The following is a 20,241-nucleotide window of genomic DNA, read 5'->3' on the forward strand; positions in this document are numbered from 1 at the left end:
ATGGAGCGCAACGAGGATGAGCCAGCCCGAGCCCCCGGACATCGCGCCGCCGCTGCCCGATCTGCTGATATTCAGCGCCCCGTTCCATCCCTCGGTGGGCGGCATGGAGCGCTTTGCCGAAGACCTGGCGTTGGGGCTGACCGAGCTGGGCTACCGGATCGAGCTGGCGACGCGCACGCCGGCGGCCGCGGACGACACGCCGGCGTTTCCCTATCCGGTCACGCGCGTGACGGGCGTGCTCGAGCTGGCGCGTGCGATGCTGCGGCACCCGCTGGTCGTGTTCGTCGGCCTGACCTTCTACGACGTATTGCTGGCCACCGTGCTACGGCGCCGCATCGTGCTGACGCACCATGGCCCGTACCGCCACTTTGGCGAGACGCGGCGTTTCACCGCGGGCAACGTCAAGCGCTGGATGTCGCGCTTCTATGACAACATCTGCGTCAGCCGGTACCTGGCCGGATGGCTGCCAGGCCAGCCGCTGGTGATTCACAACGGCTATCGCGACGAACTGTTCAGGCCCGCTGCCGCGCCGCGCCAGCCGGGCAGCTTCGCCTTTGTCGGGCGGCTGGTGACGGAGAAAGGGGTCGACCTGTTGCTGCGCAGCTTCGCCAGATTGCGCGCCATGCGGCCCGACGTGCGCCTGACGGTGATCGGCGACGGGCCGCAGTACGCGGTGCTGGTGGCCCTGGCGGCCACGCTGGAGTGCGCCGATGCCGTGACCTTTGCCGGCGCACAGGCGCCCGCGGTGGTGGCGATGCTGCTGGCGCAGCACGCCTGCCTGGTGGTGCCGTCGATCGGCTACGAACCCTTCGGCATCGTGGCGTTGGAAGGCCTGGCGGCGGGCTGCGAGGTCATTGTCACGCGTCGCGGCGGGCTGCCGGAGGCCGTCGACGGCTTCGGCTGGGTGGTGGACCCGGGCGTGGACCCGCTATGCGCAGCCATGCTGGCCGTTTGCGCCGGCGAGTCGCGCCGCAGCGAGCCAGGGCTGCGCCTGTTCCTGGCGGACCACCAGCGCAGGACCGTGGTGCGCCGCTACGCTGCAGCCATCGCGGGCTTCGCGCGGCGCTAGCGCGCGGGCTTCTTCGGCTTGCCGGTGTCGGCCTGGTGCTGCCGGCGCGGATCCTCGTTGCGGAAGCCGCCATAGCTGCTTTGCCCCGGATCGGCGCTGCGGCTGCGGATCTCGCTGGCATCGCGATCCATGCGCGCGCCCGGGTTCTTCTTGTCGGCGCCGGCCTTGCCTGCGGTCTTCCCTGCGGCCTTCCCTGCGGTCTTGCCTGAGCTCTTGCCTGCGGACTTGCCGCTCGAACCTGGTTTCATTGCCAACTCCTTGTCATGACACGTTGGTTGGTCTGAGGACTTGCCCCGCGTGCCGGCCGGCCTCGCTTCGCGGCCGCGGCTGCCGGCACCGGGAAGCGAAACCCACGCAACTTCCGTTCCACGATCAAGGGCCGCATGCCTGCGCCGATCGGTGTCGCCATGGCGGTCGTCCGGTGCCAGCCGCGCGTCAGCGTTGCAGAATTTGCCGGCCCGCTCCGTGCCCGAGCTTGCGGTCGTCATGAATCATGGCGGGGAGCCCTGTGACGACAGTACCGGTGCAGGCGGCGATTCGGGCACCCCCTGGCGGGCCGTGAACAATCCGGCGGTGGCTTCAGGGTGCGGCGACCATGACCACGTGCGCCTGCATCGGGCCCGCCAGCGGACCGTTGCCGTAGGCCTGGAGCAGCGCCTGCTCGCAGTGCCCGGTCGCGCGCGCCAGGGCGTCCGGCCCGCGCGCTTCCAGCTCGGTGCGCAGCGGCGTGCCCTGGCAGAACGCCGTGGCGGGGATGCGCGCGGCGGCTGCGTGGCTGGTTTCGGTGACGGTCTCGAACACCGCGCCCGCGGTGAATCCGCCCGCGCGCAGGTCCTGCTCGATGGCGGCCTGGCTGTGGTAACCGTGCGGGATGCGCACCATGAAATCCGGCGGCGACTCCGGGAACAGCGTGGCGAGCGCCGCGGTGATATCGCGGGCAAAGGCGTTGAACGCGATCCGGTCCCACACGTTGAACACCAGCGTGCCGCCCGGCACCAGCACGCGGCGGGCCTCGGCGAAGGCCCTGCCCTTGTCCGGGAAGAACATCACGCCGAACTGGCAGGCGACCAGGTCGAAGCTGGCGTCGTCGAACGGCAGCCGCATCGCGTCGGCCTCGCGCCATTGCACCGGGCGCGCGGTGCCCGCGGCTTGCGCGCGCGCCAGCATCGGCGCATTGAGGTCGGTGGCGACCACCAGGGTGTCCGCCGGCAGGCGCTCGGCCAGCTCGCGCGTCAGCGCCCCGGTGCCGGCGGCCAGCTCCAGCACCCGGCGCGGCCGCAGCGCGGCGATGCGCCGCCCCAGGTCCGCGGCATAGGGGGCAAAGATCATCGGCACCATCAGGGCCTCGTAGACCTCGGCGATCGCCCCGGCAAAGACTTTGTCCTGGTGTTGCATGCCCATGGCGCTTTCTCCCCTTGCCGGCCCGGCCGCAAAGTCGCCGGGTTTGCCTGAGTGGGTGTAGGACACATCGCGGGCAATGTAAACAAGCAGTGGACCGCGGGGTTGGCCGTGGCGGCGGTGGCAAGCGCGGCAGTGGCCGGCGTGGCGACCGGCGCGATGCCATGCGGCAGATGCGCATGTCCGCGCAAGGCGCGAATCTTGCGAGAATGGCTTCCACAGGCTCCCGCGACGGAACTTCGGGGTCAGCGTCATGAACCGGGGGGGCCGTCGATTGCAAAAAGTACAGACCAGGGCATCGCGATGATCCGGATCGGCATCTCGGGCTGGCGCTATGCCGGCTGGCGCGGCGTGTTCTATCCCGAGGGGCTGGCGCAGCGGCGCGAGCTCGAATACGCGTCGCGCGCGGTCGACACCATCGAGATCAACGGCTCGCACTATGCGCTGCAGACGCCGAAAAGCTATCGCGCCTGGCATGAGGCCACGCCGCCGGACTTCGTGTTCAGCGTCAAGGGCCCGCGCTACCTGACCCACATGCTGCGCTTTCGCGACGACTCGGCGCGGCCGGCGATGGCCAATTTCTTTGCCTCCGGCGTGCTGGCGCTGGAGGAAAAGCTGGGGCCGGTGCTGTGGCAGTTTCCGCCCAACTTCGGCTTCGATCCGGAGCGCATGGAGCGCTTCCTGGCGCTGATCCCGCACGACACGCACAGCGCGCGCGAACTGGCGCGGCAGCACAACCGCAACGTCAGGGAGCCGTGGTGCGAGACCCGGCGCCGGCGCCCGATCCGGCATGCGGTGGAAATCCGCCACGCCAGCTTCTGCACGCCGGAGTTCCCGGCCCTGCTGCGCCGGCACCGGGTTGCGCTGGTCGTCTCGGATGCCGTGGCCGACTGGCCCTATGCCGAGGACGTCACCAGCAATTTCCTGTACCTGCGCCTGCATGGCACCGAGACGCTGTATGGCGGTGCCTATTCCGACGCGGCGCTGGACCGCTGGGCCGCGCGGCTGGTGAGGTGGGCCAATGGCGGCGAGCCCGCCGACGCGCAGCGGATCTCGCCGAAACGGCCCCGTGCCGCCGCGCAGCGGGACATCTACTGCTATTTCGACAACGACAAGAAGGTCAAGGCGCCCTTCGACGCGCAACGGCTGCGCGCGCGCATCGAGGAGAAATAGGCGGCAGGCCGGGCCGCGCTCAATCCCGGATGCGCGGCATCCAGCCGCTGCCGCGCGTGCGCGGATCCACCGGCAGTTGCCGCTGCAGCGCCGCCTTGGCCAGCATATGGGCGCTGATCGGCGCGGTCAGGAACAGGAACGCGGTCACCAGCAGCTCATGCAGGCTGGCGTCGCCGCGGAAGCTGAAATACGCCACCGAGGCCAGCACCACGCCGCCCACGCCGAGCGTGGTCGACTTGGTCGGGCCATGCAGGCGCATGAAGAAATCCGGCAGCCGGAACAGGCCGATGGCTCCCACCAGCATGAACACGCTGCCCACCAGCAGCAACGCACAGACGATGAATTCGGCAACGGGATGCAGCATGGGCCCGGGCTCCTAGTATTCGATGATATCGCCGCGCTGCAGGTACTTCGACAGTGCCACCGTGGCGACGAAGCCCATCACCGCGATCAGCAGCGCGGCCTCGAAGAACACCGCCGAGTCCAGGCTGATGCCCAGCACCACGATCAGCGCGATGGCGTTGATGTTGAGCGTATCGAGCGCGACGATGCGGTCGGGCAGGCTGGGCCCGCGCAGCAGCCGCACCAGCGTCAGCAGGAAGGCCAGGCCCAGGATCGCCAGGCAGACCGGAATCACGAGGGCAAGCATTGGAAGATCTCCTTGAGCGGGGTTTCATAGCGCGACTTGATCAGCGCGACCAGCGCGGCCTCTTCTTCCAGGTCGAGCACATGGACCAGCAAGGCGCGGCGGTCGTCGCTCAGTTCGGCGCACAGCGTGCCGGGGCTGAGCGAGACGATGCTGATCAGCGCGGTGGTGGCGAGTTCATGCTCGACATCGAGCGGCACCACGATAAACGCGGGGCGCAGCCGCGCGGTGCGCCCGAGCACCATCACCGCCACTTCCAGGTTGGCCTTGACGATGTCGATCAGCACATGGCAGCTCAGGCGCAGGATCAGGTCCGGGCGCGACAGGCGGAAGGCGCCCAGCACCAGCCAGCGGTCGGCCAGCCGGCCGATGGCCCAGCCCAGCGCCGCGCCCAGCAGCCAGTGGCCGAGCGCGACGCTCTGGACCAGCATCAGCCACATCAGCATCAGGATCAGACTCAGCCAGGGATGGGGCAGCAGACGACGCAACATGGCCTACCCCCGCTCGCCGGGCAACACCGCCCGCAGGTAGGCGGCGCGGTCCAGCAGTTGCGCGGCGGCAGCCTCGACGTAATCGCTGACCGGACGCGCGCCCACGGTGAGCGCCAGGTTGCCCGCCAGCAGCAACATGCAGCAGGCCAGCTTGCGCGCGTCCGGGCGCACCCGCAGGCGCGCCGCGCCGGGATGGTCTTCGTCCAGGTAGTCCGCGCCTTCGGCGACACGCTGCGCTTCATGCGGCAGGCGCCACAGCAGCCGCGTGCCGGTGCGCGAGACGGCGATCAGCAGCAGCAGGCTCGATCCCAGCACCGCCGGCCACAGCACCGGCATCCACGGCGCCGGCGTGGCGCGCAGGATCATGGCCTTGCCGAGGAAGCCCGACAGCGGCGGCAGGCCCACCGCCGCGACCACGCCCACCAGGTACAGCAGCCCGGCCAGGCGCGAGGCAATGACCGGCGCGCCGTCGGTGCGCGCGGCCTCGGGCTCGAGCGCGTCGGCCAGCAGGAACAGCGCGGCGGTGCACAGCGTGGTGCTGAGCAGGTAGTACAGCGCCGCGGCCCAGCCGGCCTGGCTCTGCATCGACACGCACGCCGCCAGCAGCCCGACCGACGCCACCACCAGGTAGCTGGTCATGGCGCGCAGCGCCGTCGCGGCCAGCGCGCCCAGCGCGCCGATCGCCAGCGTGGCCAGCGCCAGCGCCAGCACCCAGTCCTGCAGGAACGGCCCCAGCAGCCCCTGCGCGCCGCCGAAGATCAGCGCATCGCAACGCAGCATGGCGTAGAGGCCGACCTTGGTCATGATCGCGAACAGCGCCGCCACCGGCCCCGCCGCGCTGCCATAGGCGCGCGGCAGCCAGAAGTACAGCGGGAACAGCGCCGCCTTGAGCGCGAACACCAGCATCAGCATCGCGCCCGCGGCCACCGCCAGCGGCAGGTCCGGGGCCGGCAGCCCGGCCAGGCGCAGGCCCAGGTGCGCCATGTTGAGCGTGCCCGAGAGCCCGTACAGCACGCCGATCGCGACCAGGAAGAACGACGACGCCACCAGGTTCAGGATCACGTAGTGCAGGCCGGCGCCGACGCGCGCGCGCCCCGCCCCGTGCACCAGCAGCGCATAGGAAGCGATCAGCAGGATCTCGAAGAAGACGAACAGGTTGAACAGGTCGCCCGCCAGGAACGCCCCGTTCAGGCCCATCAGCTGGAACTGGAACAGCGCGTGGAAATGCCGACCCTGGCGCGCCGTGCCGTCGCCCGCCGCGGCCAGCGCGGCGACCGCCAGCAGCGCGGTCAGCGCCAGCATCATCGCGCCGGTGCGGTCCAGCTGCAGCACGATGCCGAACGGCGCGCTCCAGTCGCCCATGGCGTAGACCGCGATGTCGCCGCCGGCCGCATGGCGCAGCAGCAACACCGCCACCGGCACCAGCAGCAGCGTCGCCACCGCGCTGGCCAGGCGCTGCGCGTGCAGCCGCTGGGCCGGCATCGCCGACAGCAGCGCGCCGGCGAACATCGGGATCAGGATGGGCAGCAGCACGGCATGGTTCATGGCCGCGGCGCCTTGTCGGCAGCGTTGCCGGCTGCGGCGGGGTGGCCGTCGGGCGCCTCGGGGTGGCCGGCGGCGTCGACATGGTCGCTGCCGGTCAGCCCCAGCGAGCGCAGCGCCAGCACCACCGCGAACGCGGTCATGCCGAAGGCAATGACGATGGCGGTCAGCACCAGCGCCTGCGGCAGCGGATCGGCATAGCTGGCGCCCGGCGCGATCACCGGCGGCTGCCCGATCGACAGGCGCCCCATGCCCAGCAGGAACAGGCTGACCGCATACGACAGCAGGGTCAGCCCCAGCATCACCGTGAACACGCGCTCGCGCAGCAGCAGGTGGATGCCTGCGGCGGTCAGGATGCCAATGGCGATGGCGTAGAGCGCGGCCATCAGTCCTCCTCCGCCGCGCGTGCGGGCGGCAGATTGCGCACGCCCAGGTGAGACACGATCACCAGCGTGGTTCCGGTCACGGTGCAGAACACTCCCAGGTCGAAGATCATGGCGGTGGCCAGCTCCACCTCGCCGATGCCGGGCAGGTGGAAGTGGCCGAAGGCGGTGGTCAGGAACGGATAGCCGAAGACCAGGCTGCCCAGCCCGGTCAGCCCCGCCATCACGATGCCGGCGCCGGCGATGGCGCGGTAGTCCGGCGCGATGCGCGCTTCGGTCCAGCGCACGCCGTTGCCGACGTATTGCAGCAGCAGCGCCACCGAGGTGATCAGCGCCGCGATAAAGCCCCCGCCCGGCTGGTTGTGCCCGCGCAGCAGGATAAAGGCCGCCACCAGCAGCGTCAGCGGCAGCATCAGCCGCGCCAGCATCGCCAGCAGCAGCGGATGCGCCTGGCTGGTCCAAGGCAGGCCGTCCGGCGCCGCCGACGGCGTCGGCAGGCGCATGCCCTTGAGCAGCGCCTGCACCGCCAGACCGGCGACCAGCAGCACGCAGATCTCGCCGAGCGTGTCGAAGCCGCGGAAGTCCACCAGCAGCACGTTGACCACGTTGTGCCCGCCGCCGCCCGGCACCGCCTGCTCGACGTAGAACGTCGACACCGGGTCATACGGCCGCGTCATCACCGCGTAGGCCGCCACCGCCAGCAGCGTGCCGCCGCCCAGCGCCAGCACGGCATCGCGCAGGCGGCGGCCGGCGCGCGGGTGGTCGTGCGCGCGGTCGTTCGCGCGGTCGTTCGATTCGGGCGGCAGGTAGAACAGCGCCAGCACCAGCAGCAGGATGGTCACCACCTCGACCGAGATCTGCGTCAGCGCCAGGTCCGGCGCCGAGAAACGCAGGAACACCAGCGACACCATCAGCCCGCAGCCGCTCAGCAGCACCAGCGCCAGCAGCCGCTGCCGGTGCACCGCCACCACGGCGATGGCGCACAGTGCCAGCAAGGCCAGCGTGGCGGCGCCGATCGGATCGATGGCGCCGGCCGGCACGCTGCCGGCCAGCGCCGCCAGGTCGGCCAGGAAATACGCCGGCAGCGCCAGCATCGCCAGCAGCATCCAGGCGAGATAGGTCGGCAGCGAGCCGTCTTCGAGCCAGCGCGTGACCGCCGCGGCAAAGCGTTCCAGCGCGCGCATGGCGTGCTCGAACGAGCGCCGCGCGCTCAGGTGCTCGATCGCCTGCTGCCAGCGCCGCAGCGCGTCGCGGCGCAGGAAGAACAGGGTCGCGCCGCCCGCCATCGACACCAGGCTCATCAGCAGCGGCAGGTTGACGCCGTGCCACAGGTTCAGGCTGTATTCGGGCAGCGGCGCGCGCAGCGTCGCCAGCGACGCGGCCGCGAGCAGGTCGCCGACGGTATAGGCCGGCACCAGCCCCACCACCAGGCAGATCACCACCAGGAATTCCACCGGCACCTTCATGAAGCGCGGCGGCTCGTGCGGCGGATAGTTGGGCAGGTCGGGCCGGCCGCCGAAAAACACGCCGTAGATGAAGCGCAGCGAATATGCCATGGTCAGCGCCCCGGCCATGGTCGCCGCGGCCGGGATGACCCAGTTGAACTCGCCCAGCAGCCCCTGCGCCAGGGTCTCGCCGAAGAACATTTCCTTGCTGAGGAAGCCGTTGAACAGCGGCACCCCCGCCATCGACAGCGACGCCACGATCGCCAGCACCGCGGTGTGAGGCATATAGCGCGCCAGGCCGCGCAGACGGTCCAGGTCGCGCGTGCCGGTTTCATGGTCGATGATGCCGGCGGCCATGAACAGCGACGCCTTGAACACCGCGTGGTTGATGATGTGGAAGATCGCCGCCACCGTGCTGAGCTGGGTGTCGAGCCCGAACAGCAGCGTGATCAGGCCCAGGTGGCTGATGGTGGAATACGCCAGCAGGCCCTTCAGGTCGCGCTGCAGCAGCGCCAGGCCGGCGCCGACGATGAGCGTGGCCAGCCCCGTCATGCTGACCAGGTAGAACCAGCTGTTGGTGCCGTCCAGCACCGGATAGAGCCGCGCCAGCAGGAACACGCCGGCCTTGACCATGGTGGCCGAGTGCAGGTAGGCCGAGACCGGCGTGGGCGCGGCCATCGCGTGCGGCAGCCAGAAACTGAACGGAAACTGCGCCGACTTGGTGAACACCGCCAGCAGCACCAGCACCAGCATCGGCAGGTACAGCGGGTGGTGCTGCACCTTGCCGGCCTGCGCCAGCACCACCGACAGCTCGAAGCTGCCGCAGATATGGCCCAGCAGCAGAACACCCGCCAGCAGCGCCAGCCCGCCGCCGCCGGTCACCGCCAGCGCCATGCGCGCGCCCTGGCGCGCATCCGCGCGCCACGACCAGAAGCCGATCAGCAGGAACGACAGGATGCTGGTCAGTTCCCAGAACACCACCAGCAGCAGCAGGTTGCCGGCCAGCACCACGCCGAGCATCGCCGCCTTGAACAGCAGCAGCAGGCAGAAGAAGCGCACCGCCGATTCATTGCGCGCCAGGTAGTAGCGCGCGTACAGGATCACCAGCAGGCCCACGCCGAGCACCAGCAGCGCGAACAGAAAGGCCAGCCCGTCGAGGCGCAGCGACAGGTCCAGCCCGAGCGCCGGCAGCCACGCCACGCGCCAGCCCAGTGCGTGCCCCGGCTGCGCGAAGACCTCGCCGCGCAGGCTCAGCAGCAGCACCAGCGCCGCCAGCGGCAGGCCGATGATGACCGGCGCCAGCAGCCGCGCGGCACGCGTGCCGATCAGCCACGCCAGCGCCGCGGCCAGCAGCGGCAGCGCAATCAGCAGCGGCAGCGCCATGCCCGCCCCCCTCAACCGTGGCCCGGGCTCGCGGCCGGCAGGTGGCGGGCGGCCTGGCGGCGCATCGCGGGCCGGGTCGCAGGCAGGAAGAAGGGTCGGAGCGGCAGCGTCGGGGCGGTGGTCATGGTGTGGATGCTTGCGGCGCACGATACCGGCCGCTACTGTGCGGATTCTGCCGGCATTGCGCCGGCTGTGCCAGTCAATTGGCGCGATTCGCGAAAAAAATCATCATATCGCGCAAGAATCTGCAAGCGTGTCGCCATGCGCATGCCGGTCGCCGGACTGGCGGTACGGCCAGGCACAGCGCCGGGCCGGGCCGGGCCCCGGCCCGGCCCCATGCTCAGGGCTTGGGCCGTACCGCGTCCGCGGTGCCCTGGATAAAGGCCTTGATCTTCTCGACGTCCTGCGGCGTCAGCTTGCCGGTGAAGTCCGGCATGCCGCGCGCCATCGCCGGCCCCTTGAACACCACCCTGTCCAGGTTCTCGATGAAGGCGGCGTCGATATAGCCCAGGTTGGGGATATTGCCGCCGCGGTCGACGCCGGGCACGCCATGGCACAGCACGCAGTTGCTGACGTACAGCGCGGTGCCGTCCCTGACCAGCGCCGGATCGTACCTGACGCCCTGCAGCAGCTTGCCGGCACGGTATTCGGCAAAGGCCGGCAACGGCGCCTTGCCGCCGAGGGCGAAGGTGTAGACCGTGCCCGGGCCTTGCCGGTTGGTGGCGCGCTGCGCCTGCCCGTAGACCCCGCCCCAGCCCACCGCGACCGAGACATACTGCCTGCCGTCGAGCTCGAAGCTGACCGGCGCGGCAACCACGCCGGTGCCGGTCGGCGATTCCCACAGCTTGTCGCCATTGCGCGCGTCATAGGCGACGAAGCGGCCGTCGGCGGTGCCCTGGAACACCAGGTTGCCGGCCGTGGTCAGCGTGCCGCCGTTCCACGGCGAGACCAGCTCCTGCGTCCACGCGGCCTTCTGCCGCACCGGGTCCCACGCAATCAGCCGGCCGAAGGGCTTGCTTTGCGGCGGCTCGGCGTTGAGGAACTTGGCCGTGTTCCAGCCCACGTTGCCATGCGGCGTGCCGGGCTTGCCTTCATTGAAGTGCCAGCTCTTGTCGTCCATCAGGTTGAGCGGCACGTGCTGCGCCGGCAGGTAGACCAGCCCGGTCTGCGGGTTGAACGACATCGGATGCCAGTTGTGCGCGCCGTACGGGCCGGGAATCGCGTCATAGGCCTTGTCGGCGGCGCGCGCCTCGGGCCGTTCGATCGGGCGGCCGCCGGCGTCATAGCCGGTGGCCCAGTTGACGTCGACGAAGTTCTTCGCCGAGATGAACTTGCCGTTGGTGCGGTCGATGACAAAGAAGAAGCCGTTCTTGGGCGCGTGCAGGATGACCTTGCGCAACTGCCCGTCCAGCTTCAGGTCGGCCAGGATCATTGGCTGGGTCGAGGTGTAGTCCCAGTTATCGCCCGGGGTCTCCTGGTAATGCCAGACGTACTTGCCGGTGTCGGGATCGAGCGCGACGATCGACGCCAGGTACAGGTTGTCGCCGCCGGCCGGGCTGCGCTTGCTGCGCGACCACGGCGCGCCGTTGCCGGTGCCGACGTACATCAGGTTCAGTTCGGGGTCGAAGGCGAGCGTGTCCCAGGCGGTGCCGCCGCCGCCCGCTTCCCAGTACTTGCCGCTCGGGTCCCAGGTCCTGGCCGCAGCCGCCATCGACTCGTCCTCGAACGGTTTGGACGGATCGCCGGGCACGGTGAACCAGCGCCACTGCTGCGCGCCGGTGGCGGCATCGTAGGCGGTGATGTAGCCGCGCACGCCGAACTCGGCGCCGCCGTTGCCGATGATGACCTTGCCCTTGAATACGCGCGGCGCGCCGGTGATGGTGTACGAGTAGCGGCGGTCGATGATGGTGTCCTGCTCCCACAACTTGCGGCCGCTGGCGGCATCGAGCGCGATCAGCCGGCCATCGTAGGCGGCGACGAACACCTTGCCCTGGTACAGCGCCACGCCGCGGTTGACCACGTCGCAGCAGCCGCGATAGCCCAGCGCACGGTCCACCTTGGGGTCGAAGGTCCAGAGCCGCTTGCCGGTGCGCGCGTCGACCGCATGCACCACGCTCCACGACGCGGTCACGTACATCACGCCGTCGACCACCAGCGGGGTCGCTTCGACGCCGCGAGTCGACTCCAGGTTGTAGCTCCACACCAGTCCCAGGTCGCGCACATTGGCCGCATCGATCTGGCGCAGCCGGCTGAAGCGGGTCTCGGCGTAGTCCAGGCCGTGGCTGGGCCAGTCGCGGCTGGTGCTGGCATTGGCGCTGATGAAGGCGCCGTCGACCCTGGCCGCAGCGTTGCGCGGCGCCGCGGCGCTGGCGGGCAGCAACGGCATGGCCAGCGCCAGGGCAGCGGCCAGCCACGCGGCGGCGCGGGTCATGCTACGGCGCCGGGCCGCGGCGCGTTCGGTCGCAACTTCCGCAACGGCATCCGTTGCCGGCTTCAACGCATGGTTCATATCGTCTCCTGAAGGGCGTTCTTGTTGGAATTCGGGACTGCAGGATTACGGTACTGCGCGGCATTGCGCGACGCCGGGCGGTGGCCGGGGCCCATCGATCATCGGCGAGCCCTTGCGTTATGGGTACAGGGATAACCCGAAGCCAGTGGCACGGCCGGGCCACGCCACCAATATCCAGCGGATATCGCCCTGCAAGAAATGAATATTGGACGATGGCGGCACCGTGGCTTAGCCTTGGCGCCAGGACAGACCCCGCATTGCTACCCGGAGCCCCCGACATGAGCCAGTTCCTTCTCTACGATCAGCAGGACCACATCGTCACCCTGACCATGAACGAGCCCGAGCGGCGCAACCCGCTGACCGGCAATACCGCGGTGGCGGAATTCCTGGATGCGATCGACCGCATCCACGGCGACGGCAGCGTGCGCGCGGTGGTGATCACCGGCGCCGGCACGGCGTTCTCGTCGGGCGGCAATATCAAGGACATGGAGCGACAGGCGTCCGGCACGGTGCCGGGCATGGAGATCCGCCAGGACTACCGCCGCGGCATCCAGCGCCTGCCGCTGGCGCTGTTCAACCTGGAGGTGCCGGTGATCGCCGCGGTCAACGGCGCGGCCATGGGCGCGGGGCTGGACCTGGCCTGCATGTGCGATATCCGCATTGCGTCGGAACGCGCGCAGTTCGCCGAGTCCTTCGTCAAGCTCGGCATCATCCCGGGCGATGGCGGCGCGTGGCTGCTGCCGCGCGTGATCGGCCTGTCGCGGGCGGCCGAGATGACTTTTACCGGCCAGCCGATCGACGCCAGGCTGGCGCTCGAATGGAACCTGGTGTCGCGCGTGGTCGCGCCCGAGGCGCTGCTGCCCACCGCCTATGAACTGGCCGGCCGCATCGCCGCCAATCCGCCGCACGCGGTGCGTCTGGCCAAGCGCCTGATGCGCGAAGCCATGCATACCCGGCTGGATACGCTGCTGGAACTGTCGGCCGGCTTCCAGGCGCTGTCGCACCAGACCGCCGACCACCGCGAAGCGGTGCAGGCCTTCCTGGACAAGCGCGCGCCGGTCTTCACCGGCAACTGAGGCGGCCGCCGAAATTTCGCTGGCGTGGCCCTATCCCGCCACGCCCAGCGCGCCTTCGACATTGCGCACCAGGCTGACCAGGCGCGGGCCGATATCCGTCTCCAGCTGCTTGCTCTGCTGGCTGAACACCGGCACCGACGCGGCGAAGATCCACCCCTCGCCGTCGCGGCGGGTGCGCAGCGGCACGGCCACCGATTCCACTTCGCGGTGCAGGTCGCGATGGCCGCGGCAGAAGCCGTGCTGCTGCAGGTCCTGGGCCGCATCGGCCAGGCGCGCCTGCAGCCAGTCCGCGCGCGGCGGGTCGGCGGCGCGCAGCTGCGCCAGGTAGGCCTCGCGCTCGGCCTGGTCCAGCCGCAGCAGGTAGGCGCGGCCGGAGCCGGTGCGCGCGACCGACACGCGCGTGCCGACCTCGGGCCGGAACACATGGCTGCCAACGCCCTGCGCGATCTCGACATAGGTCAGCGCCTGGCCGCTGCCGACGATCAGCTCGACCTGCCCGGCGATATGGTCGGCCAGTTCCTGCATCGCCGGCCGCGCCAGCTGGCGGATCGTCATGCGCGCCAGCGCCGGCGCGGCCAGGTTGATCAGGCCGACGCCGGGCACGTAGCGCGACAGCCGCTCCGAGTAATGCAGCAGGCCCAGCCCGCACAGCGTGTCGAGCAGCCGGAACAGGGTCGGCTTGGCCAGGCCGGTGCGCTCCATCAGTTCCCGGCTGCTCAGTTCCTGCACCGTGGGCGAGAAGCAGTTGAGGATCGAGACGCCGCGTGCCAGCGCGCTGACAAGGCGCGCCTCGCCGTCGGCATCGGCTGGCGGGGTTACGGAGGCAGGTGAAGCATTGGTCATTGCAGGGGCCCGGATCTGAAGTTTTTTGATACGCGCGTCTCAAAAGCCGGATGTTGCCCTTCGTATTTTCGAAAGTCAAACCGGGATTTTTGCGTTTACTTGGTGATTTTCCGACGCCAGAATCCCAATTCATCGTATCGGACGATCACTTTTCGATACAGACGTCTCAATATCCCCGCAACGACCCGCAACGCTCAGCTTAGTCAGGAGACTCCGCATGCAACAAGCCGTCATCGTCGACGCCATCCGCAGCCCAATGGGCCGCTCCAAGCCGGGCTCGGCCTTTACCGAGCTCCATGCCACCGAACTGCTGGCGCAGGTGCTCAAGGCGCTGGTCGAGCGCAACCGGCTGGATCCGGGGCTGGTCGACGACGTCATCACCGGCTGCGTGACGCAGGCGGGCGAGCAATCCGCCGGCCCCGGCCGGGTGGCGTGGCTGGCGGCGGGGTTTCCCGAGCACGTGCCCGCCACCACCATCGACCGCAAGTGCGGCTCGAGCCAGCAGGCGGTGCACTTTGCCGCGCAGGGCATCATGGCCGGCGCCTATGACATCGTTATCGCCTGCGGCATCGAGTCGATGAGCCGGGTGCCGATGGGCTCGGCGCGCATCGGCCAGAACCCGTATGGCCCGTCGATGGAAGCGCGCTATGCGCCGGGCCTGGTGTCGCAAGGCGTCGCGGCCGAACTGGTCGCGGCGAAGTACGAGCTGTCGCGCGAGCAGATGGACAGCTACTCGGCGCGTTCGCACGAACTGGCCGCCGCCGCGCGCGAAAGCGGCGCGTTCCGCCGCGAGATCGTGGGCATCAGCACCCCCAACGGCGTGGTCGAGCACGACGAGACCATCCGCCCCGGCACCTCGGTGGAGAAGCTGGGCACGCTGCAGGCGTCGTTCCGCAACGACGAGCTGAGCGCGCACTTCCCGCAGATCGGCTGGAACGTCACCGCGGGCAATGCCTCGCAGATCAGCGACGGCGCCGCCGCGATGCTGCTGATGAGCGAGGCGATGGCGCAGCGCCTGGGTTTGAAGCCGCGCGCGCGCTTCGTCGCGTTCGACGTCTGCGGCGACGATCCGATCGCGATGTTGACCGCTCCCATTCCCGCCAGCCAGCGTGCCATCAAGAAGAGCGGCCTGAAGCTGGAGCAGATCGACCACTACGAAATCAACGAGGCCTTTGCCTGCGTGCCACTGGCGTGGCAGCGCGCGCTCGGCGCCGACCCGGCGCGGCTGAACCCGCGCGGCGGCGCGATCGCGCTGGGCCATCCGCTGGGCGCCTCGGGCGTGCGGCTGATGACCACCATGCTGCATGCGCTGGAAGACAGCGGCCAGCGCTATGGCCTGCAGTCGATGTGCGAAGCCGGCGGCATGGCCAACGCCACCATCATCGAGCGCCTGTAAGCGGCGCCCTGCGCCGTCTCGCTCCAATCCCGATCCCCCATCAAGGAGACACACCATGAAACTGACCAATATGTCCGCCGTCGTCACCGGCGGCGCTTCCGGCCTGGGCCTGGCCTGCGTGCGGCGCCTGGTGGAACGCGGCGTCGACGTGGTCATCGCCGACCTGTCGGAAGAGCGCGGCAACGCCGTGGTCGACGAGTTCGGCGGCAAGGTCCGCTTCGTCAAGGCCGACGTGACCGACACCGGGCAGATGAACGCGGTCTACGACGCCGCCGAGGCCGTTGCCCCGCTGCGCGCGCTGATCCATTGCGCCGGCCTGGGCGGCCCGGTGCGCGTGGTGGAAAAGGACGGCTCGCCGGGCTCGCTGGAAAAGTACGAGTCGATCGTGCGCATCAACCTGATCGGCAGCTTCAATGCGCTGCGCCTCGGCGCCGCGCGCATGGCGAAGAACGAGCCGGTCGACGGCGAACGCGGCGCCTGCGTGCTGACCGCGTCGGTGGCCGCCTACGAAGGCCAGATCGGCCAGATTCCCTATGCCTCGGCCAAGGCCGGCATCGTCGGCATGACGCTGGTGGCCGCGCGCGACCTGGCGCAGCGCGCGATCCGCGTCTGCACCATCGCCCCGGGGCTGTTCGACACCCCGCTGCTGGCCAGGCTGCCCGAGAACGTGCGCGCCTCGCTCGGCGCCATGGTGCCGCACCCGGCGCGCCTGGGCGCGCCCGACGAATATGCCTCGACCGCGCTGCACATCCTCGAGAACCCCATGCTCAACGGCGAGACCATCCGCCTGGACGGCGCCATCCGCATGGCACCGCGCTGAACCGGCCGACCAGACAGGAGAGAACTGATGAGCGAGACCCTGCTGAAGGAAATCCGCGGCAACGTGATGGTGCTGACCATCAACCGTCCCGAGGCCCGCAATGCGATGGACTTCGAGACCGCCACGGCGATTGCCGCCGCGCTGGATGAACTCGACGCGCGCGACGACCTGAGCCTGGCGGTGCTGACCGGCGCCGGCGGCACCTTCTGCTCCGGCATGGACCTGAAGGGCTTCCTGGCCGGCAAGCGCCCCAGCATTCCCGGCCGCGGCTTCGGCGGCGTGACCGAGCAGCCGCCGCGCAAGGTGCTGATTGCCGCGGTCGAGGGCTATGCGCTGGCCGGCGGTTTCGAGCTGGTGCTGGCGTGCGACCTGGTGGTGGCGTCGCGCGCCGCCAAGTTCGGCCTGCCCGAGGTCAAGCGCGGCCTGGCCGCCGCCGCCGGCGGCCTGATCCGCCTGCCGCGCCGCGTGCCCTACCACGTGGCGATGGAATACGCGCTGACCGGCGACATGCTGCCGGCCGAGCGCGCCTACGAGCTGGGCCTGGTCAACCGCCTGACCGATGCCGGCGGCGCGCTCGATGCCGCGCTGCAGCTGGCCGGCGCGGTCGGCGCCAACGGGCCGCTGGCCATTGCCGCCAGCAAGCAGGTGGTGGCGCAGTCGGGCGACTGGACCCGCGAGGACATGTTCGTGAAGCAGAAGCCGCTGATCGACCCGGTCTTTACGTCGGCCGACGCGCGCGAGGGCGCCGCCGCCTTCGCCGAGAAGCGCAAGCCGGTGTGGACGGGCAAGTGACAAGGTTCGCCCTGACCTGAGAACGGCCGGCCGCAAGTCGGCCGTTATTCCATTGCCAAGCAGCACACAAACATACATGGAGGATACCCATGACACCCAAGCTGCCCGCATCGCTGTTCCCATCGCTGGCCCATGGCAGCGCAGCACTGCTGCTGGCCACTGCCGCGGCGCTGCCCTGCATGACCCCCGCGGCCGCGCATGCCGCCGCCTGGCCAGAGCGGCCCATCACCATCATCGTGCCCGGCGCGCCCGGCGGCACCACCGACATCCCGACGCGGCTGGTGGCGCAGAAGCTGTCGGCCATGCTGGGCCAGCCGGTGGTGGTCGACAACAAGCCCGGCAGCGGCGGCATCATCGGCACGCAGGCCTTCATGCGCGCGGCGCCGGACGGCTACACGCTGCTGGTCGGCAATACCGGCTCGCATGCCATCAACTACAGCGCCTACAAGCAGCTGTCCTACCAGCCGCAGGATTTCCTGCCGCTGACCGACCTGATCTCGTTCGCCAACGTGCTGGTGGTCGGCGCGCAGGCACCGGTGCGCAACGTGGCCGATCTGGTGGCGCAGCTCAGGCAGTCGCCGGGCAAGTATTCCTATGCCTCGGCCGGCATCGGCCAGACCACCCACCTGACCGCGGAACTGTTCCGGCTGCGCACCGGCACCGAGGTCATCCACGTGCCGTACAAGGGCTCGACGCCTGCCACCACCTCCGTGCTGGCGGGCGAAACCACCTTCATGTTCGACAACCTGACGCAGGCGCTGCCGCAGATCCGCGCCGGCAAGCTGCGCGCGCTCGCCGTGACCAGCGCCGAGCGCCTGCCCGCGCTGCCCGATGTGCCCACCATGGCGCAAGCCGGCGTCAAGGACTTCGTGGTGATGGGCTGGCTGGGCTTCTTCGCCCCGGCCAGGACCCCGCCGGCGGTGGCCGCGGCGCTGCAGGAGGCACTGGGCAAGGCCCTGCGCGATCCCGAGGTGGTGGCGCGCTTGCGCGACATGGGCGGCATTGCCGGCGGCGAGCCACAGCCAAAGTTCGCCGCGCTGGTGCGCGGCGAGATCCAGCGCTGGGGCGAAACCATCCGCGCGTCGAAGATCAGCCTGGACTGACCGCGCAGGCGCCGCGCCGGGCCGGCTTCGCCAAAGCGGAAGGCGGCCCGCCCCAAAGCCAGATTGACATGGCCGGGCGCCCCGGCATACCCTCGCCTTACCCTGCGGTATATTCAGTGCCCGCTTAAATTCCAGACATTGCAGACATGGAAGGCGCCCGGGGCCCACAACGATAACGACAACCCACGCGACAACCCGCGACAACCCCGCGACAACCCCGCGACGAGACCCGCCGTGCCCCGCTCCCCCGCCCCTTCCCCGTCTTCATCCCCTTCCCGCTTCGAGGGCCTGCGCCCGGCGCTGCCGATCCTGCTCGGGGCTTCGGTGATGCTGAGCCTGGCCATGGGCCTGCGCCAGAGCCTGGGCATCTTCATGCCACCGCTGACGCGCGACATCGGCATTTCGGTGTCGGATTTCACCGTCGCCATCGCCGTGCAGAATCTGGCCTGGGGCCTGCTGCAGCCGCTGGCCGGCGCGTGGGCCACGCGCATCGGCTTCCGGCCGCTGATGATGGCGGGCTCGCTGCTCTACGTCATCGGGCTGGTGCTGCTGGCAACCGCGCACAGCATGCTCGGCGTCACGCTGGGCGCCGGCGTGGCCATCGGCGCATCGATGGCCTGCACCGGCAGCGCGCTGGCGATGGCGGTGGCGGCGCGCCCGGTGCCGGCGGCGCTGCGCAGCACGGTGCTGGGGCTGGTGTCGGGCGCGGGCTCGCTGGGCGCGCTGCTGGCGGCACCGATCGGGCAGATGGTGACGCAGGCCTACGGCTGGCGCACCGGCCTGGCCGCTTTCGTGCTGCTGGCGCTGGTGATGCTGCCGGCGGCGTGGTCGGCCGGGCGCGTCGACCGGCTGCCGCTGGCCGCGCCGGCGGGCATCGGCCAGGACAACGCGCGCCAGGCGCTCGGCACCGCGCTGCGCCACGCGCCGTTCGTGGTGATGGCGCTGGCGTACTTTGTCTGCGGCATGCAGCTGGTGTTCCTGACCACGCACCTGCCGTCGTATCTCGACGTGTGCGGCATGGACCCGATGCTCAGCGCCGAGGCGCTGGGTGTGATCGGCGGCTTCAACGTGCTCGGCAGCATCTTTTTCGGCTGGGCCGGCGGCCGCTACAACAAGCTGATGCTGCTGGGCGGCATCTATACGCTGCGTTCGCTGGCGCTGACGTGGTACTTCTCGTCGGCACCGACGCCGCAGAGCACGCTGGTGTTCGCCGCGGTGATGGGCTTCCTGTGGCTGGGCGTGGCGCCGCTGGTTTCCGGCTGGATCGCCGAAACCTTCGGCCTGCGCTGGCAGGCGATGCTGGGCGGCGTGGCCTTCTTCAGCCACCAGATCGGCAGCTTTGTCGGCGCCTTCGGCGGCGGGCTGGTCTATGACGCGCTCGGCTCCTATACCGTGGCCTGGCAGGCCGGCGTCGCGCTGGGGCTGGCGGCGGGGCTCGCGCAGATCGCTTTCGCGGTGGTGACGCGGCCACGGCCACCGCTGATGGCAACGTCCTGAGCGCGGCAGCGGTAAGAACGGGCGCGCATTGTAAATCTGGCGTCACGCCACGCACGCACGGGCCGGTACGGCGCGGGCCGCGCCGCTGGAACGGTTCGTGCCTGTCTGCGCAGAGACGCAACGCCCAGACCCAAGGAGGCCCCATGACCTCGACCGAACAGGAAATCCTGGTGTGCGGCCCGGAAGATGGCCGCTGGCATCTGGAAATGCGCACCGGCAAGGGCGCGCCGGAGCGGCTCGACGGCGAGTTCGACTCGCCCGAGATGGCGATCGCCGGCGCGCAGCAGGTCTATCCGTCGATTCCGCTGCGCGTGACCGATATCTCCGGCGCGCCGGCCCCGTCGGCCCCCGCGCATGAAGGCTCGCTGACCGACTACCACTACGGCGGCCACAGCGTGACCCGCGACGAGAAGCTGAGCGGCCGCGCGCATCCGTCCAGCGACACCTCGCAGCCGCCGCCGGGCCCGCATCCCTACCAGCCCACCGATCTCGGCAACCTGCCCGCGGGCACGCCGCGCCACGGCATGTACGGCGTCGCGTCCAGCCCGGCCGAGGCCGAGGCGGCCGAGCGCAAGGACCAGGCCGCGCGGCGCCCCACCGGCTCGCGCGACGCCGAAGACTAGACCCGGCGGCGCCAGCACGCGCGGCAGCACGTACAATCTCGGTTTTCCCTGC

19 protein-coding genes are annotated in these 20,241 nt (G+C 70.1%); 9 read left to right on the forward strand and 10 right to left on the reverse strand.

Annotated features, from left to right (window positions below; translation table 11 throughout):
• Positions 1 to 16 precede the first annotated feature (16 nt).
• A complete protein-coding gene (locus A3AG_RS0102760; protein WP_018003959.1) occupies positions 17 to 1,069 on the forward strand; it encodes a glycosyltransferase family 4 protein in 1,053 nt (350 codons plus the stop codon).
• Here A3AG_RS0102760 and A3AG_RS0102765 read toward each other — a convergent pair.
• Together A3AG_RS0102765 and A3AG_RS0102770 are read right to left on the reverse strand one after the other, a co-directional pair.
• A complete protein-coding gene (locus A3AG_RS0102765; RefSeq protein ID WP_018003960.1) occupies positions 1,066 to 1,317 on the reverse strand; it encodes a hypothetical protein in 252 nt (83 codons plus the stop codon). The genes A3AG_RS0102760 and A3AG_RS0102765 overlap by 4 nt on opposite strands.
• Positions 1,318 to 1,648: 331 nt before the next feature.
• On the reverse strand, positions 1,649 to 2,470 hold the full coding sequence (locus A3AG_RS0102770) for a class I SAM-dependent methyltransferase (RefSeq protein WP_018003961.1): 822 nt from the start codon (positions 2,468 to 2,470) through the stop codon (positions 1,649 to 1,651).
• Positions 2,471 to 2,770: 300 nt separating this feature from the next.
• On the opposite strand from A3AG_RS0102770, the gene A3AG_RS0102775 reads away from it, so the two are divergent.
• Positions 2,771 to 3,640: a DUF72 domain-containing protein gene (locus A3AG_RS0102775; protein WP_018003962.1), complete on the forward strand. Its 870-nt coding sequence runs from the start codon at positions 2,771 to 2,773 to the stop codon at positions 3,638 to 3,640.
• 19 nt (positions 3,641 to 3,659) lie between these two features.
• Here the strand turns inward: A3AG_RS0102775 and A3AG_RS0102780 are convergent, their stop codons facing one another.
• The 7 genes from A3AG_RS0102780 to A3AG_RS0102810 all read right to left on the reverse strand — a co-directional run bounded on the left by A3AG_RS0102780 (position 3,660) and on the right by A3AG_RS0102810 (position 12,039).
• Positions 3,660 to 4,004, reverse strand: a complete 345-nt coding sequence (locus tag A3AG_RS0102780) for a Na+/H+ antiporter subunit G (RefSeq protein ID WP_013956828.1) — start codon at positions 4,002 to 4,004, stop codon at positions 3,660 to 3,662.
• Between the two features lie 12 nt (positions 4,005 to 4,016).
• Positions 4,017 to 4,289: a K+/H+ antiporter subunit F gene (locus A3AG_RS0102785; RefSeq protein WP_018003963.1), complete on the reverse strand. Its 273-nt coding sequence runs from the start codon at positions 4,287 to 4,289 to the stop codon at positions 4,017 to 4,019.
• The gene (locus A3AG_RS0102790; RefSeq protein ID WP_018003964.1) at positions 4,274 to 4,777 is read right to left on the reverse strand and encodes a Na+/H+ antiporter subunit E; all 504 of its coding nucleotides are present in this window, start codon (positions 4,775 to 4,777) and stop codon (positions 4,274 to 4,276) included. Before A3AG_RS0102790 ends, A3AG_RS0102785 begins: the two co-directional genes overlap by 16 nt.
• 3 nt (positions 4,778 to 4,780) lie before the next feature.
• On the reverse strand, positions 4,781 to 6,322 hold the full coding sequence (locus A3AG_RS0102795; protein ID WP_018003965.1) for a monovalent cation/H+ antiporter subunit D: 1,542 nt from the start codon (positions 6,320 to 6,322) through the stop codon (positions 4,781 to 4,783).
• Positions 6,319 to 6,705, reverse strand: a complete 387-nt coding sequence (locus A3AG_RS0102800; RefSeq protein WP_018003966.1) for a Na+/H+ antiporter subunit C — start codon at positions 6,703 to 6,705, stop codon at positions 6,319 to 6,321. Before A3AG_RS0102800 ends, A3AG_RS0102795 begins: the two co-directional genes overlap by 4 nt.
• Positions 6,705 to 9,530: a monovalent cation/H+ antiporter subunit A gene (locus A3AG_RS0102805; RefSeq protein WP_018003967.1), complete on the reverse strand. Its 2,826-nt coding sequence runs from the start codon at positions 9,528 to 9,530 to the stop codon at positions 6,705 to 6,707. Before A3AG_RS0102805 ends, A3AG_RS0102800 begins: the two co-directional genes overlap by 1 nt.
• A 340-nt stretch (positions 9,531 to 9,870) precedes the next feature.
• On the reverse strand, positions 9,871 to 12,039 hold the full coding sequence (locus tag A3AG_RS0102810; protein ID WP_018003968.1) for a PQQ-dependent dehydrogenase, methanol/ethanol family: 2,169 nt from the start codon (positions 12,037 to 12,039) through the stop codon (positions 9,871 to 9,873).
• 278 nt (positions 12,040 to 12,317) lie between these two features.
• On the opposite strand from A3AG_RS0102810, the gene A3AG_RS0102815 reads away from it, so the two are divergent.
• Positions 12,318 to 13,115: a crotonase/enoyl-CoA hydratase family protein gene (locus tag A3AG_RS0102815; protein ID WP_018003969.1), complete on the forward strand. Its 798-nt coding sequence runs from the start codon at positions 12,318 to 12,320 to the stop codon at positions 13,113 to 13,115.
• 30 nt (positions 13,116 to 13,145) lie between these two features.
• Here A3AG_RS0102815 and A3AG_RS0102820 read toward each other — a convergent pair whose 3' ends face one another.
• Entirely contained in the window at positions 13,146 to 13,958 is an 813-nt protein-coding gene (locus A3AG_RS0102820) for an IclR family transcriptional regulator (RefSeq protein WP_018003970.1), read from the reverse strand.
• Between the two features lie 217 nt (positions 13,959 to 14,175).
• Between A3AG_RS0102820 and A3AG_RS0102825 the strand changes: the two genes are divergently transcribed.
• The 6 genes from A3AG_RS0102825 to A3AG_RS0102850 all read left to right on the forward strand — a co-directional run bounded on the left by A3AG_RS0102825 (position 14,176) and on the right by A3AG_RS0102850 (position 20,189).
• Positions 14,176 to 15,354: a thiolase family protein gene (locus A3AG_RS0102825; RefSeq protein ID WP_018003971.1), complete on the forward strand. Its 1,179-nt coding sequence runs from the start codon at positions 14,176 to 14,178 to the stop codon at positions 15,352 to 15,354.
• Between the two features lie 55 nt (positions 15,355 to 15,409).
• Positions 15,410 to 16,174 (forward strand): SDR family NAD(P)-dependent oxidoreductase, encoded by a 765-nt coding sequence (locus A3AG_RS0102830; protein WP_018003972.1) that lies wholly within the window; start codon positions 15,410 to 15,412, stop codon positions 16,172 to 16,174.
• 27 nt (positions 16,175 to 16,201) lie between these two features.
• Positions 16,202 to 16,966, forward strand: coding sequence for a crotonase/enoyl-CoA hydratase family protein (locus A3AG_RS0102835; protein ID WP_018003973.1), 765 nt, complete (start codon positions 16,202 to 16,204; stop codon positions 16,964 to 16,966).
• An 89-nt stretch (positions 16,967 to 17,055) separates the two neighbouring features.
• Positions 17,056 to 18,069 (forward strand): Bug family tripartite tricarboxylate transporter substrate binding protein, encoded by a 1,014-nt coding sequence (locus A3AG_RS0102840; protein WP_018003974.1) that lies wholly within the window; start codon positions 17,056 to 17,058, stop codon positions 18,067 to 18,069.
• A gap of 327 nt (positions 18,070 to 18,396) precedes the next feature.
• Positions 18,397 to 19,566, forward strand: a complete 1,170-nt coding sequence (locus A3AG_RS0102845; RefSeq protein WP_051073461.1) for an MFS transporter — start codon at positions 18,397 to 18,399, stop codon at positions 19,564 to 19,566.
• Positions 19,567 to 19,709: 143 nt separating this feature from the next.
• Entirely contained in the window at positions 19,710 to 20,189 is a 480-nt protein-coding gene (locus A3AG_RS0102850) for a hypothetical protein (protein WP_018003976.1), read from the forward strand.
• The last annotated feature ends 52 nt before the right edge of the window (positions 20,190 to 20,241 follow it).

The organism is Cupriavidus neocaledonicus (genome assembly GCF_000372525.1).
Lineage (GTDB): Bacteria > Pseudomonadota > Gammaproteobacteria > Burkholderiales > Burkholderiaceae > Cupriavidus > Cupriavidus neocaledonicus.